General features: G+C 47.4%; 15 protein-coding genes. 12 read left to right on the top strand and 3 right to left on the bottom strand.

The window, feature by feature from the left end:
* The first annotated feature begins 44 nt into the window (after positions 1 to 44).
* The 5 genes from BLS69_RS12780 (at position 45) to coaD (ending at position 5,951) form a co-directional block, all read left to right on the top strand.
* Positions 45 to 3,092 carry a beta-galactosidase, LacZ type gene (locus BLS69_RS12780; protein ID WP_091031972.1) on the top strand — a complete coding sequence of 1,016 codons (3,048 nt, stop codon included), beginning with the start codon at positions 45 to 47 and terminating at the stop codon, positions 3,090 to 3,092.
* Positions 3,093 to 3,262: 170 nt separating this feature from the next.
* A complete protein-coding gene (locus BLS69_RS12775) occupies positions 3,263 to 3,568 on the top strand; it encodes a hypothetical protein (protein ID WP_017689244.1) in 306 nt (101 codons plus the stop codon).
* A 528-nt stretch (positions 3,569 to 4,096) separates the two neighbouring features.
* Complete coding sequence (locus BLS69_RS12765) at positions 4,097 to 4,534, top strand: hypothetical protein (RefSeq protein WP_091031969.1); 438 nt, start codon at positions 4,097 to 4,099, stop codon at positions 4,532 to 4,534.
* A 300-nt stretch (positions 4,535 to 4,834) separates the two neighbouring features.
* A complete protein-coding gene (rsmD, locus tag BLS69_RS12760) occupies positions 4,835 to 5,443 on the top strand; it encodes a 16S rRNA (guanine(966)-N(2))-methyltransferase RsmD (RefSeq protein ID WP_091031966.1) in 609 nt (202 codons plus the stop codon).
* Between the two features lies 1 nt (position 5,444).
* Positions 5,445 to 5,951: a pantetheine-phosphate adenylyltransferase gene (gene coaD, locus BLS69_RS12755; RefSeq protein WP_085981453.1), complete on the top strand. Its 507-nt coding sequence runs from the start codon at positions 5,445 to 5,447 to the stop codon at positions 5,949 to 5,951.
* On the opposite strand, the gene BLS69_RS12750 is transcribed toward coaD, so the two are convergent.
* Positions 5,929 to 7,257 carry a nucleoside recognition domain-containing protein gene (locus BLS69_RS12750; RefSeq protein WP_091031963.1) on the bottom strand — a complete coding sequence of 443 codons (1,329 nt, stop codon included), beginning with the start codon at positions 7,255 to 7,257 and terminating at the stop codon, positions 5,929 to 5,931. The genes coaD and BLS69_RS12750 overlap by 23 nt on opposite strands.
* Positions 7,258 to 7,571: 314 nt before the next feature.
* Between BLS69_RS12750 and BLS69_RS12745 the strand changes: the two genes are divergently transcribed.
* Positions 7,572 to 8,612, top strand: a complete 1,041-nt coding sequence (locus BLS69_RS12745) for a SepM family pheromone-processing serine protease (RefSeq protein WP_091031961.1) — start codon at positions 7,572 to 7,574, stop codon at positions 8,610 to 8,612.
* Between the two features lie 335 nt (positions 8,613 to 8,947).
* Here the strand turns inward: BLS69_RS12745 and BLS69_RS12740 are convergent, their stop codons facing one another.
* A complete protein-coding gene (locus BLS69_RS12740; protein ID WP_091031958.1) occupies positions 8,948 to 10,180 on the bottom strand; it encodes a nucleotidyltransferase in 1,233 nt (410 codons plus the stop codon).
* 294 nt (positions 10,181 to 10,474) lie between these two features.
* On the bottom strand, positions 10,475 to 11,710 hold the full coding sequence (hmpA, locus tag BLS69_RS12735) for an NO-inducible flavohemoprotein (protein WP_091031955.1): 1,236 nt from the start codon (positions 11,708 to 11,710) through the stop codon (positions 10,475 to 10,477).
* A gap of 462 nt (positions 11,711 to 12,172) precedes the next feature.
* On the opposite strand from hmpA, the gene BLS69_RS12730 reads away from it, so the two are divergent.
* From BLS69_RS12730 to fabD, 6 genes are all read left to right on the top strand, one after another.
* Positions 12,173 to 12,679 (top strand): YceD family protein, encoded by a 507-nt coding sequence (locus tag BLS69_RS12730; RefSeq protein ID WP_091031953.1) that lies wholly within the window; start codon positions 12,173 to 12,175, stop codon positions 12,677 to 12,679.
* Between the two features lie 67 nt (positions 12,680 to 12,746).
* Positions 12,747 to 12,920, top strand: a complete 174-nt coding sequence (gene rpmF / locus BLS69_RS12725; RefSeq protein WP_017689233.1) for a 50S ribosomal protein L32 — start codon at positions 12,747 to 12,749, stop codon at positions 12,918 to 12,920.
* Between the two features lie 372 nt (positions 12,921 to 13,292).
* A complete protein-coding gene (gene fapR, locus BLS69_RS12720; RefSeq protein WP_047842457.1) occupies positions 13,293 to 13,841 on the top strand; it encodes a transcription factor FapR in 549 nt (182 codons plus the stop codon).
* Complete coding sequence (gene plsX, locus BLS69_RS12715) at positions 13,838 to 14,833, top strand: phosphate acyltransferase PlsX (RefSeq protein WP_017689231.1); 996 nt, start codon at positions 13,838 to 13,840, stop codon at positions 14,831 to 14,833. Before fapR ends, plsX begins: the two co-directional genes overlap by 4 nt.
* An 8-nt stretch (positions 14,834 to 14,841) precedes the next feature.
* Positions 14,842 to 15,831, top strand: a complete 990-nt coding sequence (locus BLS69_RS12710) for a beta-ketoacyl-ACP synthase III (RefSeq protein ID WP_091034990.1) — start codon at positions 14,842 to 14,844, stop codon at positions 15,829 to 15,831.
* Between the two features lie 25 nt (positions 15,832 to 15,856).
* Positions 15,857 to 16,798, top strand: coding sequence for an ACP S-malonyltransferase (gene fabD, locus BLS69_RS12705; protein ID WP_091031951.1), 942 nt, complete (start codon positions 15,857 to 15,859; stop codon positions 16,796 to 16,798).
* The last annotated feature ends 197 nt before the right edge of the window (positions 16,799 to 16,995 follow it).

Raw genomic sequence — 16,995 nt, 5'->3', positions numbered from 1 at the left:
CTTGAATAAGTCAAACTATAACGTTTTAAAGGGAGAGAGAGCCGATGAAAGCAACAAAGGCAGATATCAACTGGTTGGGGGACGTAAGTGTATTTGAGGTGAACCGTCTGCATGCTTATTCTGATCACCGTTATTACCAAACAATGGAAGAGGCAGTGGGTTCAGGCGCGATGTCCATGCGTTATGATCTGAATGGTACGTGGAAATTTAACTATGCAATTCGTCCAGACAGCCGTTCTGAGTTTTTCTATACATCCGATTTTTCCAGTGAAGGCTGGGATGATATTGAAGTTCCGGGGCACATCCAGCTACAAGGATACGGACAGATTCAATATGTAAATACACAATATCCTTGGGATGGCCTGAACGAAATTCGTCCGCCGGCATTGCCGCAGGATAAAAATCCGGTTGGAAGTTACATTCGCACATTCCACCTCCCTACAGGTTGGGAGTCGAATCCGGTATATATTTCTTTCCAAGGTGTAGAGTCTGCATTCTATGTATGGCTTAACGGACAATTCGTAGGATACGGGGAAGACAGCTTTACGCCATCTGATTTTGACCTGACGCCATTCCTACAGGATGGAGAGAACAAGCTCGCAGTTGAGGTGTATCAACGCAGCACAGGCAGCTGGCTGGAAGACCAGGATTTCTGGCGTTTCTCCGGTATTTTCAGAGATGTGTATCTGTATACGGTCCCGGCTGCACACGTACGTGATGTTCATGTGCGCACAGATCTGGACAAGTCCTATACGAACGGTACATTGCAACTAGATTTGAAACTGGAAGGAAAAGCGGTTGCTGGAGCACGTATAGAGGCTGAACTTCGTGATCGTGAAGGTAATACCGTTAAAACGTTTGAATCCAAGGTTAACGATGGACAAGTAAGTCTTCGTGAAGATATTGGTACAGTGAATCTGTGGAGCGCAGAGATTCCATACTTGTATCGCCTTTATATTCGAGTATATGATGCTGCGGGTACACTGGTTGAGGTTGTTCCTCAAGCCGTTGGTTTCCGTACATTTGAAATGATTGATAAAGTGATGCACATCAACGGTAAACGTATCGTATTCAAAGGTGTGAATCGCCATGAGTTCAACCCGCGTCGTGGACGTGCAGTTACGAAGGAAGATATGCTGTGGGATGTTCGTACGATCAAACAGAATAATATGAATGCTGTACGTACGTCACACTATCCAAACCAAAGTCTCTGGTATGAGCTGTGTGATGAATATGGATTGTATGTTATTGACGAGATGAACCTGGAGACACACGGATCTTGGCAGAAACTTGGTGCCGTTGAGCCTTCATGGGTTATTCCAGGTGACAAACCGGAATGGCATGATATCGTTATGGACCGCGCTGTATCCATGGTGGAGCGTGACAAAAACCATCCGTCCATTCTGATCTGGTCTTGTGGTAATGAATCACACGGTGGTGAAGTCATCTACAAAGTATCCCAATACTTCAAATCGGCTGATCCAACACGTCTAGTACATTACGAAGGTGTATTCCATGATCGCCGTTTCGATGAAACAAGTGATATGGAGACTCGCATGTATGCCAAACCGGCGGACATTGAGGAATTCCTGAATGCAAACCCGACGAAACCTTATATTAGCTGTGAGTACATGCATGCCATGGGTAACTCTATTGGCGGTATGCACAAATATACGGAGTTGGAAGACAAATATCCGATGTATCAAGGTGGATTCATCTGGGATTACATCGACCAATCCATTTATAAAAAAGATCGTTACGGCAAAGAGTTCCTCGCTTATGGCGGAGATTTTGGTGATCGTCCATCAGACTATTCGTTCTGTGGCAACGGTATCGTCCATGCTGACCGTAAAGTAACTGCGAAAATGCAGGAGGTTAAATTCCTGTATCAAAACATCAAGCTATTCCCGGATCGTGAAGGCGTTAAAATCGTGAACGGTAATCTGTTCGCAGATACATCTGCGCTGGAACTGGTATACAGCCTGGAGCGCGAGGGGCATGAAGTACTGCGTGGAACATTGGAAGTGAACGTGGATGCACAAAGCGAGACGGTTGTGAAACTTCCGCTGGGTGCAGATGCTCTGACGGGTGGCGAGTATGCTGTGAACACTGCACTTGTGTTGAAAGCTGCTACACTGTGGGCTGACAAAGGCGAAGAAGTGGCATTTGGACAGTTTATTTTCACACAGGACCAGGTAAATGATGCAGTTGAAGTCGACTTGAACCTTGTAAGTGATGTACAGGTGGTTGAAGGTGACGTTAACATTGGTGTTCGTGCTGGCAAGACACATGCGCTGTTCTCCAAACAGTTTGGGACACTGGTTTCCCTGAAATTGTCCGGTCGTGAGACGATTGCTGTACCACCTGCACCTCTCTTCTGGCGTGCAATGACGGATAATGACAAAGGTATGGCGATGGGCTTCGAACTGGGTGCCTGGTATGCAGCGAGCCTGATGCCACGTTCTGTAGAGTGGAAAGCGGAACAGAAACCGGATCAATACCGGATCGAGTTCACGTACAAGCTCAACATTTCGGAGGATGTACAAGTGAAAGTGGTATATACCGTTCATGCAGATGGAAGCGTACGTGTGCATAATACGTACAAAGGTACAGCTGGATTGCCAAACCTGCCAATTCATGCATTGTCCTTCAGAACATCACCTGACTTCGAAAACGTGGAATGGCTCGCGATGGGACCCGAAGAAAATTATGCAGACCGCGCATTTGGCGCACGTCTGGGTATCCATGGCAGCAAGGTAGTTGATACCATGGCTCCATATCTGGTACCACAGGAATCAGGCAACCGTACGGGCGTACGTTGGGCCAAATTGACAGACAACGCGGGACGTGGCTTCAAAATTGAAGCATCCGGAACTCCAGTCGAGCTGAATGTCTCACCATATACAGCATTTGAGCTGGAGAACGCACAGCATGCGTACGAATTACCTCCTGTGCACTATACGGTCGTGACTGTAGCAGGTAAACAAATGGGTGTTGGCGGTGATGATAGCTGGGGTGCTCCAGTTCATCCGGAATACCTGATCCCTTCAGACGGCGAACTGACATTTGAATTTGTCATTCGAGCACTGTAAGTAAAAGAATCGTACAGAATAAAGAATGTATACTATAAAGAACAGAGGTCTTCGCTCATCGGAGGCCTCTGTTTTGTTATGTCAACGAACAGCTTGAGAGGCATTGTATGAAACCGTTCTCTCTCCAACCTCGTAATGTACGAGACAGGAAACATAAGAGGGGGTTCAAGATGAGTAAAAAAGCAAAGACAGGTATATGGGTGACGGTGTTGGTCTTCTTGGGTATCATTGTTGGATGTTTCATATGGTATTTCAATACCGCTTCAGGTGAACGTGCACTCAAAACGATGAGGTCCAATAACTCGGGTGGGCTGGAGAGGGTTGTTAAAGTGTACAGCAATAATGGTGAATTGATTCAGACCTATGATGGCAAAATTGACGTGGAAGATACGGAATACGGCAATAAAGTATTATTTGATCTCAATGGGAAACGTGTTGTGATCTATAATGCAACGATTGTTGTTGAAGAGAAGTAAAGCGTAAATTGCCAGTCTTGACCAAGCGCTGGTTTGGAATTTGGAATGACACCTTATCTCTTATATGGTAAAATTAAGGGGAATATATAAGGGTCGGGTGAGATTTTTATGGTGGATATGTACCTCATAATCCTAGTTGCTATCTTGGGAATGACTCTGTTTTATAGCTTGATCGCTTATTTCTTGATTCGTTTCATTTCCAAAAAAGCTTTCAAGCTGACGTTAACCAAATATGAAATGATGGAGATTATAACCTGGCTCGCAGTGTTGTTTATTACCTTCATGATGATTAAGACGGGTTCGATAAATCTTCTCTTGCCGGTTGTTTTACTTATCATTCCATTGATCAATTTGCGGATTTCCAATCGGAAACATAGAGAGATGAATTAGTATAGCTTGCTAAGTTGGGTAATGCACAAGAAGGTTGAAGATAGAAAAGGTTGACGGAGATAACAATCACTAGTCAACCTTTTTTATTTTGTATTAATTTCAATTATATACGGTGATAACGAACAAGGGGGGAGTTTAATGATGATCCTGGGCAAATCAACGGATACTTCAGGATTAACGCAGGTTGCCAATCTATCGGATGAGTTGCAGCCTGTTTTTGATCAAGCAGAAAGCAAATATCAAATAGTTGATATTGAACTATTCTTTGTTTTCAGGTGTCTCCCTGAGGAATACGAGAGAAGATCCACGGTCAGGCATGTGAAGAAGGAGAATGTTATATATTTCGATCTGGTGGTTAGCGAGGATCGGTATAAGACATTAAGCAAAAGCAAACAACGGTATGCGTTAAGCCATGAGTTTTATGCTTTTTTGAGTGAAAAGATCCAGAAATACAAGATTGAACATTTAAAAGTGAATGAGTTTATCGCAGATATGGGCATGTGGCTGAGGGAGATCGGATGGTTGCAGACCAAAGATGAAGCCGAAATAAGTGAATTTGAAGAAAAGTATAACTAACAAAATAAAGTGATATAAACAACAAAAATAGGCCCTCTTTCGAGGGCCTACTTTTCATGGGAGAGGAGAAACCGGACGAAGAGCTTATGGGGAAACGTAAGTCTTCTCCGCGGTTGTCTACGACACTTGTGATGTCGATAATTATAGAATCGCCCGATTGTTTCCTTTTTATACATATGCGTCAACAATTCGTCAACAATTTTCCAAGGGAAATGAAGACCGCACATTTTTCAAACTGAACCCGAGTGTGGTACGATAGTCGTATCAATAAACTTACATAGAGAAAAGGTGACTCGTCAAGTGAGAGTGGTATCTGGGAGTGCAAAAGGCAGGCCGCTGAAGGCTGTTCCTGGCACGGGTACGCGGCCGACCACCGACAAGGTGAAGGAAGCGTTATTTAGCATGGTTGGTCCTTATTTTGAGGGCGGCACAGCATTGGATCTGTTTGCAGGCAGTGGAGGTCTCGGTATTGAGGCGCTGAGCCGCGGCATGGACAAGGCTGTTTTTGTTGATTTGGAATCAAAAAGTATTGAAGTTATCCGCATGAATTTGAAGGCGACCAAGCTGGAAGACCAGGCGGCCGTATATCGTAATGATGCAGGTCGGGCATTGAAGGCACTCGCCAAGCGAGGCACAACGTTTGATCTGGTATTTCTCGACCCGCCATATCGCATGAAGAACGGGCACGAGTTGATGTTAACCATGCACGAACTGGAACTTCTGGAACCCGAAGCAACCATCGTGCTTGAATATGAATCCAAACATGATTACCCTGAGCAATTCGGCCCGTTTGAACAAACGCGCAAGGCTTTGTATGGGGAGACGGCAGTATCCATCTATTATTATGCGCCAGAAGTAGTTGAAGATGGAGAATCCATTACACCGGAAGAGGAGGCTCCTCATGACTGAAATGATACACCGACAGGAACGGATCGCCGTATATCCTGGAAGTTTTGATCCCGTAACGATGGGGCATCTGGATATTATCGCCAGAGCGTCAAAGCAATTTGATCGCGTCATTGTGGCTGTGTTGAACAATATGAGCAAAAATCCACTGTTTACGGTGGAGGAACGCAAAGAACTGATTACGGAAGTAACCCGCCATCTACCAAATGTGGAGGTAGACAGTTTCCGCGATCTGACGGCCAATTACGTCCGGCAAAAGGAAGCTCAGGTCATCGTTCGTGGTATACGCTCGGTAACTGATTTTGAATACGAGTTGCAATTGGCATCGACCAACAGCAAGTTGAATCCGGATGCGGAAACGATATTTATGATGACGAATCCGAAGTATTCCTATTTAAGTTCCAGCATCGTCAAAGAAATCGCTCATTATCATGGAGATGTTACAGATCTTGTCTCACCTGAAGTGGAAGCTGCGCTCCGTCAGAAAATCAGCGAGAAAACCGGCGGTTAAACCAGAAGGTAAGACCCGATAGACTAACCATGACTGCAAGAAGTAACGCAAGACCCATGCATGCAGCAGGGAAGACGCTCCAAACGGTGTTGATCGTGTATGTGTTACCAGGACTATGTATGAGTAGCCAACCAAATGGTGTTGAGAGGTCCTGCTCTGCATTCGTCTGTAATGTGGTCCAGACTTCTGTGCTATAACGGCTGAACGGCATCCATAGGAACAGACTGATGAAAAAGGCAATTAATCCATGAGTCAGACGAACTCCGGCAAAGTACAACATCGATTTGCTGCTTGGACCAGTTGTTCTCAGGACAGCAGAGACTTGCAGATGGGAGCATAATCCACCCCATCCCAGAACGGCTGCAAGTAGAGACATGAGCAGCGCGGGTGTAAGTGAAGTCTGGCTCAAATGATAGGTGCCCAGATGAAGCTCAAAGAAGGCTGGCCACAGCGCAGCAGAGGACCCGGGAGTCAGATAAAGGGAGACCAACCGGATAAATACGGCAAAACCGATCATGTATCCTCCAGTCATCATCAAGGTCTGTACAGCTTGGGATACGGTGTCACCGAGCAGTTTGCCAAATCCTCTTCCATCACGACTATGGGCTTCTCTGGCTGCAATCATCATATCAGACCATATACTGCGTCGTTTGAACGTTGCGTCGTGGGATGCAGATGAGCGACTTGTGGAACTTGCAGGCTGAGAATCAAGAGAGCTCTTATCTGCTTGTACGGCTGTCGAGCCAACCCTGTCTTTCTGGTTACCCGGTGCAGGCAGGAGACGTGTGGCAAGAATGGCAGCAATCCAGCCGCTGATCCAGTGGACCATGAGTAGAAAATATCCGGCTGCTGGCTGGTGGAGAAAAGCAGCACCAACGACCAGTATGATCATCATTGGATTGGCAAAATGAGATGCCGCCGCAAGGACAACCGCCTGCTTGGCGGTAATTTGTCTATCCTGAAATAAACGGGATACTGCATCTGCTCCTGCGGGGAATCCGCCGCACATGCCAACGGCAATTGCCAGACCTGCGTTGCCTGGAAGCCTAAACCAGCGTTGCATTAACGGTCCGAGCAAGGCGCCGATCGCGTGGGTGAATCCAAACGCAGTGAGCATTTGGGATAACATGAGGAACGGGAGCATGGCAGGGAAGATGATTTTCCACCATATATCCAGACCTTGAATAGAGGCGTCAAACGCTTCTTTGGGGGACGCAACTACCGCAATGACCAACATTAAAGCGCCGGTACTTAGGATTATCGTTCGTAACGGGCCAGAATCTCTAACCTCGCTCTGTAATGTCATCGTTTCACCTCATATCAGATAACGCCGATTTGGCATCTGAATCGTTATGGACGGCCGAATGACGCCCGAAGGGCGGTTCGGCCTTGACCGGACAGGCTATTGTATACAGCGGCCTATCCGGCCTGTACCATTGTATGCACAAGGACCAGAGTGTTAGACTTGAAAAAAATGATTAAACAAGATGAGCTGAGTATCTGCATTATAAGGAGCGTGAATCTAACCGACGAATGGAAGTATTCACAAGGTGGAATTACGATCGCTGATTAGTGTAGAGTTCAGCTTATATAGAGATACAAAGAACGGAGGCTCATGCGATGAATCGGATTCGGAAATCTGGCGGATTCAGAGCTTCGATCTTTGTGATCGTGGTGGCTCTGGTCGTCTATGTTGCCGTGTACATGCCAACGCCGTATATCATATATATGCCTGGCAGTGCAGACGAAGTAAAACCAATGGTAACCGTTAAGGGTGGAGACCAGGAAGAACGCGGTGTGTTCATGATGACGACCGTGTCGGCAACATATGCCAATGTGTTTTTGCTAGGAACCTCTCTGTTCAATAAAAATGCTCAAGTGGATAAAAAGGAAGACCGACTGCGCGGCAAAAGCGAAGCGGAATATTCTGCCGAACAGGTGTGGTTCATGAGTGACTCACAATCCTCCGCAATGGAGGCTGCATATGAGCAGGCTGGTGTGACTTATTCTATTGTACCTGAACATATCTTTGTATTTGGACTGTCCGAAGATCCAAAACCGGAAGGAGATATTGCTCCGGGAGATATCATTCTGGGAGTGAATGGAACAGCTACGCCGGATAATACGGTGCTTTCTGCCCAGTTAAAAGATAAAAAGGTCGGAGATACAGTCGAAATGCAACTGGAACGTGGTGGAGAGACCATTAGCCGGGACGTGAAACTGATTCAGGTAAAAGACAGTAAAACGGGTGAAACCCGCCCGGGACTCGGCGTTATGATCGGTGCGGTTCAGAAGGTGAAAGCTGAAGATCCGGACAAACAGATCTCCTTTACCGATACTCAGGTTGGTGGTCCGTCTGCCGGTTTGATGTTTACGTTGGAGATCTATAACCAGTTAACACCTGGAGATCTGACCAAGGGGCATCGAATTGCGGGTACAGGTACCATTACTAAAGACGGTGTGGTGGGTGCCATTGGTGGTGTAGTGCACAAGATTGTAGCCGCTGACCGGAAAGAAGCGGAGATCTTCTTTGTACCTAAGGATAACTATAAGGAAGCAGCAGCCAAGGCTGAACAGATCGGCACCAAAATGAAACTTGTGCCTGTAAGCACGGTAGATGATGCGCTGGCTTATTTGAAAACCCTGTCCGTGAAATCATAGATTATAATCGGGCGGGAAGAGATGGAGCCAACGTTGAACCGGATGGATAAAGAACGGATGAAATCGGAATAACTGATTACAGTGGAATGAAGTGTGATCAAGAGATTTGAGAAGATCAACAGACTCACTAGACTAAAAGGGATTAAAATAACCAAAAGAATTAAGAGGACAAGAGAAGTGAATAAGGAAATCCCCTTGTTGCGAGGTGCCTGAGCGGCGCGCAGCAAGGGGATTTTTTAATTGTATAGTTGAGTAACGAATAGTGGACATCAATGATCTGTTTGATGATGGAATAAAAAGCTCCATAGAGATGAAGCCTTATGGTCAAAAGCGGATTACAGTCTCACCGGAGACTCATAATAATCACTGAACATCTTGCGTGTGTCCCTATGCTCGCAAGCGAGCCCATACGCAACCTGAGCTTGTATATCCAATTCCAGCTGGTTGTGTGTGAACGTCGACGGTTTCAGCACAACAGGAAGCGATGCGGTTTTCTTCATTTGTTTAAGCAGGCTCTGCCCTTGAGCATTAAATCCAAGGACTCGGAGATATCCGGGTCCGGCAGCCAATTGCTCTGGTGAACACTCGGCTTTGGTGTGATTCAGGAGCAGGTGGGCGAGCATACGCTGGAGTTTGGTGCGTGTGTATCGTTTGGTCTTCAGTGCATTCAGGAGTGCTTCGACTGAAGGCTCCGGGAGCTGAGCGAGTGCGCGGCTCAGCCGGTGTTCCAGGCCTTCCGTGACTTCGGCGATGCGTTCCAGCTCGGAGGCACGGCGGGTAGCCGCTAGGTGCAACAGCGGCTGCGCAAAGCGCTCCCAGTGTATGGGAGCGCGCCCTTCCTGCCATTCGCGATGCAGAATGGCAAGGGTTGCCGCCGGCACGTATGGCGCGGCGGCGTTGGGACCGTCCGCCATCAGCAGGCGGCGGACGGCTGTTGCACTGGCGATCGCCCCCGGCCCGGGCGTCGCCTCATGATACGCGGCACCGGTACGCGCCGCCGTAAAGGGCTGGATCGCGCTGCCAAGTCGTTGCAGCGCGATCAGGTAGTGCAGCCCAAGCGAATTGTTGGGCTGCTCCAGCAGTGCAGCGGCGTCGTGAGCATCGACGCCGCCGGGCGCCAGCGCCGCCGCCGCGCCTGCGTACGCGGCGGGGTAGCTGGCGCCTTCCCGCAGGCGGCGCGCGATGTCCTCGCGCATCCCTGCGGGCTCCACAGCCAGCACGCGCGCAATGCGCTGCAGGCTGTCCAGGTCGCCGGACTCGCTGCCAAAGCAGAGCGAGTCCACAATGCCGGTGCGGTGCAGTAGCGATACCGCACCGAAGGCGAACCACTCTGCCGGTTGGACCGCGTACGCAACCGGCAGTTCAAGCACCAGATCGGCGCCTGCGTGCAGCGCCATCTCGGTGCGTGCCCTTTTACCCACGATGGCGGGCTCGCCACGCTGGAGAAAAGGGCCGCTCATGACTGCAACAACGGCGTCTGCGCCGCTTAGCCGCCGAGCTTCTTGCAAATGATAGACATGCCCATTGTGCAAGGGGTTATATTCAACAATGACGCCTACGGCTTTCATGATTAGACGTACTCCTTTCGATTGGATAACCGAGTATGTATAACATCCATTCCATCATAGGGGATGTCATGTATTAGATCAAATCATGCACCAATTCAGACAAGAAAAAGGCACAAATCCAACATCAACGGATGTCAGAATGTGCCTGTAAATCTATTGTATATTACACATTTTCGATATATGGAGAATGACCTCTTCATAACTTCATCTTAATAATTCAGCATGATAGGACACTTACCTATAAACTTATACATTAGGAATTTAGGACAATCACATCTCACAATCTCAGAACACCTAGACACTCTCCGGCGCGGGAGAAAGACTAGCTTTCGGCCCAAAAAATTCATAATGAATGTTGTCTGCTGCAACTCCAAGCGCCAGAAGCTCCGTATACACTGCCCGCATGAACGAAACGGGTCCGCACAGATAATAGGTGGCATCCAGTTCCTCAATCACTTGGCGAAGCCAGACCGCATCCATATAACCTTCCTTATGAAAATGACTGCTCATATGATCAGAATTCTCAGGTTGTGTATAACAATAATATGCTTTAACGCTCTCATTAAGTTCGGCCAGACTGTTCACGTGATCACGGAACGCGTGAGATTGACCATTGGGACTTGCATGTAAAAAAGTAATTGCACGGTTTTCGTTCAAATGAACCAGCGTATTTAACATACTGATCATTGGCGTTAAGCCAACACCCCCACTAAGTAACACAACAGGACGTTTATCCTCTGCATCCAGCGTGAAGTCGCCAGCAGGAGCGGATAGTTCCACTTGACTACCTTCTTCAATGTGATCGTGGAGATACGTGGATATGACTCCATCAGGACGCTCTAATCCACCTAGCTCACGCTTAACGGAAATGCGATAGTAGGGTTTACCCGGGGTATCTGAAAGGCTATACTGACGAATCTGGGTAAATGACTGTGCCTCTGGCTGGATTTTGATACTGATGTATTGTCCCGGTTCATAGGTGGCGATAGGCTGACCATCGTCTGGAACGAGGTAAAAGGACGTGATGATTTCACTTTCCTGCACTTTCTTGGCAACCTTGAAGGTACGAAATCCTTCCCAGCCACCCGTCTGGTTTACCGCTTCCGTGTACATGTCCTGCTCGATCCCGATAAAGGCGTCTGCAATGACATTATAGGCTTCGCCCCACGCGGTGATAATCTCATCCGTTGCCGCGTCTCCGAGTACATCTTTGATGGCTCGAAGCAGATAGGTGCCGACAATCGCATATTGCTCGGGAACGATACCCAGGCTGCGATGTTTATGTGCAACTTGCCGGACGGCAGGCAGGATGGAGGACAGATTATCGATATGCAGGGCAGCGGTGTATACCATATTGGCGAGGGCAGCTTGCTGTCGTCCCTGTTTCTGATTTGCGTGATTAAAAATATTTAGCAGTTCCGGATGAGCTGCGAACATCGTTTCATAGAAATGGCGTGTGATCGCTTCACCGTGAACTTCAAGTACGGGGACTGTAGATTTAATGACTCTAATAGTGTTCTCACTTAACATACATTTTCCCTCCCGATATGATATGAAATAGTTGGATAATAAATCGGTCATGGAGCTGATCGTGCTTTGGTTTATAGCAAGTATAGATAGGGGGCAAGCGGGTCTGTGTGATATAGATCACACTAAACGTTAACGAAATGTGACCGCTGTTTGCAAGGAACTACAACTAAAATGACGACTTGTGATTTATCTTGAAGTGAGTCTATAATAGACCAGATGGAGTAAACGGTTCTGAGCCATTGGTTTTAAAAAGGGTGTAAAGTTAAAAGTGTTGACAAACGTCTTGAAAAATCGGTATAATGATTTTTGTTTGTTAAGTCAATTTCATAATACTTTTAACGATGAATCGTCAGAATACATACAGTCAGGATATATTGCTTTACAAAAGCAGGCTTGACCTGTATAACTGTCGTGATACGTTTGACATGAATTATGAAATTGGTTTCGTTTGGAGTGATGGAAATGTTAATGCCATTTCGCAAAGTGGCTACCAGTGATGGCCCCCTGAAGTTTAACGAACAGTGGGATATCAAGGAACTGGTTTCTAACCGACAAGATATCACAGCCGTTACCCCGCTGACTGCGGACTTATCTGCAGAATTCAGAGAAGGTGACGTTGTGGATGTTCATGGCAAGCTGACCATAGGAGTGGACATGTTGTGCTCCCGTTGTCTTAAGCCGATCAATGAACATTTTCATATTGATTTTCATGAGCAATTCAAGCAGGGAAAACAGCCAGAGGAATTACACGAAGACGATGATACGCTCTATGTGGATGGAGATAGCGTTGATCTGAAGGGTTATGCCGAGGAAGCTTTTCTGCTGGATCTTCCGTTTATACCGCTATGTAGCGATACATGCAAAGGGTTATGCCCCAAGTGTGGCCATGAGCTGAACGAAGGTGACTGCGGTTGTGATAACCAGGTTATCGATCCGCGGCTTGCAGGGCTCAAGGATTTTTTTAAATGAGCATGATTGAAAATCGAACATTTTAAGACTACCTGCAAAGGTTGATTTTGATAAGGAGGTGGGAATAATGGCAGTACCTCAACGGAGAACGTCCAAGACGCGTCGCGACAAACGTCGCACTCACTTTAAATTGGCTGTACCGGGCATGGTGAAATGTGAACAATGTGGCGAACTTAAACTTAGTCACCACGTGTGCAAAGTGTGCGGAACGTACAAAGCAAGAGAGATCATCTCTCAATAATAGTTGGACATTAAGTAGCACTTCATTTCGATGAGGTGCTACTTTTTTTGGATTAGAGATTGTAGGTAGAGTGAGCTAACTAGCATGAAATCCTTGCTCCACAAGGGTGAATTGTTTTTGTTAGGCCAGTCTTTCTTTTTGACACGGGATGAGATATACTATAGTTTAGTACCAGGTTCTAAGATTTGACGTTACATATAGATGAACCATAATCCGTTTGAGAACGACCCTGGTGACCAGGGATGCAACTATAGAAGCAACACGAAAGAATGGTTGAACTGGCCGGACGGGACGGTTCCGTAAACGATACAGCGGGGGGTGTCAGGCATCGAACGTGTACCGAAGAGACAGAGGCAACAGCAGTTAACCAAAATGATAGAAGAGAACCCGTTTGTGACGGATCAGGAACTTACACGCCAATTGAAGGTAAGTATTCAGACGATTCGTCTTGACAGGCTGGAACTTGGAATACCCGAACTTCGGGAGCGGATGAAACTGATGGCAGAGCTCTCGTATGATCAGGTACGCTCGTTGCCCTTGCATGAGATTATCGGTGATATTGTGGATCTACAACTGGACAAAAGCGGGATTTCCCTGTTTGAGATTAAGGAAGAACACGTGTTTTCCAGAACAGGCATTGCACGTGGACACTATGTCTTTGCACAGGCTAACTCCTTGGCTGTAGCGATTATTAATGACGAGATCGCGTTGACTGCATCAGCAGACATTCGCTTTGTCCGTTCGGTTCATTTGGGAGAGAAATGTATTGCAAAGGCTTATGTGAGATCGATTCCGGGTCAAAAGGGCAAAGCCAAAGTGGAAGTATTCACTTATGTAGGTGAAGAAATGGTGTTTCAAGGCAACTTTGTAATCTACCATTCAGGTGGAGAAGACAGCGGAGAAGGAGGTCATTTGGAATGAAAATCGTCATTGATGCCATGGGAGGCGACAATGCACCTGCATCAACGGTAGAAGGTGCAATTGCCGCAGCCACGGAATGGGCGGATACACAGATCGTCCTGATCGGCGATGAAGCCAAGCTGGAGCCTCTTTTGAGTCAGTCAGGTGTGAGACCTGCCAATCTTACGGTCCGGCATGCTTCCGAAGTTATTGGTTCGGATGATGAACCTGTCAAAGCAGTGCGTCGCAAGAAGGATGCCTCCATGGTGGTCGCAGGCCGCATGCTGAAAGAGGGCGAAGCGGACGCGATGATCTCGGCGGGCAATACCGGAGCGCTGATGACAGCGGGTTTGCTTGTTGTAGGTCGCATGGAAGGCATTGAACGTCCGGCGCTTGCGCCTATGATTCCAACGATTGATGATGTAGGTGTGCTTGCGCTGGATCTGGGAGCGAATATGGATGCCAAACCGGAGCACCTTGCACAATATGGCCTGATGGGCAGTTTGTATCGGCAAAAAGTACAGGGCATTGAGTCCCCACGAGTGGGCTTGCTCAATGTAGGAACAGAGCCAGGCAAGGGAAATGAGTTAACCAAACATGCATATCCTTTACTGGAACAACTCCCAATTCGGTTTGTCGGTAATGTTGAGGCACGTGATGTGCTGACTGGTGCTTGTGATGTGCTTGTATGTGACGGTTTTGCAGGGAATATACTGCTGAAGTCGCTGGAAGGCACAGCAGGTGCCATTTTCGCCTTGCTTAAGGAACAATTTTCATCTTCTCTCAAAAGTAAACTGGCTGCAGCTGTACTAATGCCTGAGCTGCGTGGGTTGAAACGAAAGCTGGATTATACGGAGCATGGCGGAGCGCCGCTCCTTGGTTTGAGCAGACTGGTTGTGAAAAGTCATGGATCTGCTGATGGCAATGCCATCAAAAATGCTGTGCGCCAAGCTCGGATTGCAGTGCAGAATCAGCTGGTAGAGAGTATATCTAAGGAAATTAGCGGGAAGTGAGTGACGATATGAATAATTTGCGCCCAGTAGGGGTTATTGGTACAGGGAAATATGTGCCTGAGAAAATTTTGACAAATAGCGATCTGGAGAAAATGGTCGATACCAATGACGAGTGGATCGTCAGTCGTACTGGAATCAAAGAGCGTCACATCGCTGCACCCGATCAGGCAACTTCTGATCTGGCATATGAAGCGGCTATTAAAGCCCTTGAATCTGCAGGCATGACAGGCAGTGATCTTGATCTGATTATTGTTGCAACCATTACTCCGGATTCTTCGTTCCCATCGACAGCCTGCATCTTGCAGGACAAATTGGGTGCAAAAGGTGCCGCGGCATTTGATCTGTCGGCTGCTTGTTCCGGATTTGTATACGGTTTGGCAAGTGCTACGAGCTTCATCCAAAGCGGTATGTACAACAATGCACTTGTTATTGGTGCGGACTGTTTGTCTCGTATTACGGATTATACAGACCGTAACACATGTGTCCTCTTTGGTGATGGAGCAGGCGCGGTAGTTGTTGGTGAAGTTCCCGAAGGTCGCGGCTTCAAAGCATTCGATCTCGGTGCCGAAGGTGCTGGCGGTAGTCTTCTTCAGATGGAAGGCGGCGGTTCCCGTCTGCCTGCTTCCGCAGAGACCGTTGAAAATAAAAAACATTACATCTACATGAACGGTCGTGAAGTGTTCAAGTTTGCGGTACGTGTCATGGGGACGGCTACCATTGAGGTATTACGCAAGGCTGGTATGGAGCGTACGGATGTGGATCTGTTTGTTCCTCACCAAGCGAATATTCGGATTATCCAATCTGCGATGCAACGACTTGAACTTCCTGAAGAAAAGGTTGTAGTCAACGTGGATAAGTATGCAAACACATCTGCTGCTTCCATCCCGCTTGCTCTGGTAGAAGCTGCGGAGGAAGGTCGCATGAAAGCAGGAGATACCGTTCTGATGGTTGGATTCGGTGGCGGTTTGACATGGGGAGCATCGGTACTCGTTTGGTAAAATAGACATCTGGGAGATGAATGAGATGGGTAAAATAGCATTTGTATTTCCCGGACAGGGATCACAGGCTGTAGGCATGGCCAAGGACGCGTATGAGTCCGTGCCTGCGGCAACCGAGATTTTTCGCACAGCAGATGAAACATTGGGTTTCTCGCTGAGCAACCTTGTATTTGAAGGACCGGAGACCGAGTTGAAACAGACATCAAATACACAACCGGCTCTGTTGACAGCAAGTATTGCCTTGCTTGAAGCTTTCAAAGAAAAAGGAATTCAGCCTGATTATACGGCTGGACACAGTCTGGGAGAATACAGTGCACTGGTGGCAGCGGGCGTTCTATCGTTTGCTGACGCAGTGAGCACTGTGCGGGCACGTGGTCAGTATATGGAACAGGCAGTACCGGGTGGACAAGGAGCGATGGCTGCTGTGTTGGGTGCGGATCGGGAAGCGCTGGGGGTGCTTTGCCGTGACGTATCTGAAAGTGGTCATGCGGTTGAACTTGCCAACATGAATTGTCCGGGACAAATCGTCATTTCTGGTGTGAAGGAAGGCGTAGCTGCTGTCGCAGAACGAGTGAAAGAAGCGGGTGGTAAACGCGCTATTACACTTGAAGTAAGCGGTCCGTTCCACTCTTCCTTGATGAAGGGTGCAGCTGAGAAGCTGGCAGAGAAACTGAAAACCGTTACGTTATCACCGGCAGCGGTCCCTGTAGTCGCTAATGTGACTGCAAGACCTGCAGAAGATGGACAGGTTCAGGATTTGTTGACAGCTCAGGTCTATTCTCCTGTATTATGGGAAGACAGTGTGACATGGCTTATTGAGCAAGGCGTGGATACGTTCATCGAGATTGGATCTGGCAGTGTATTGACCGGTTTGATTAAAAAAACAGATAAAACCGTAAAACTGTACAATGTGAACAGTCTTGAAACGCTCGAAGCAACGGCAAGTGAATTAGAAGGAATTATATGAGTTAAACTAAACTTTTTACACGAGAACGGAGAGGACAGAAAAAACCTGAAGAAGCGGAGTGTTCGCCTTTATCACCGGATTTTCCCTTTAGAAAAGGGAATCAAAAAAATCTGGGGATAACAGCGATCGGAAGGTTATTCTGTCATCGGAGTGGCAAGTGTAAACATTCTTTGGTTGAACTGATATAGATTTGGGGA

It is taken from the genome of Paenibacillus sp. CF095 (assembly GCF_900101225.1).
Lineage (GTDB): Bacteria > Bacillota > Bacilli > Paenibacillales > Paenibacillaceae > Paenibacillus.
This window is presented reverse-complemented; position numbering and strand designations above follow the sequence as displayed.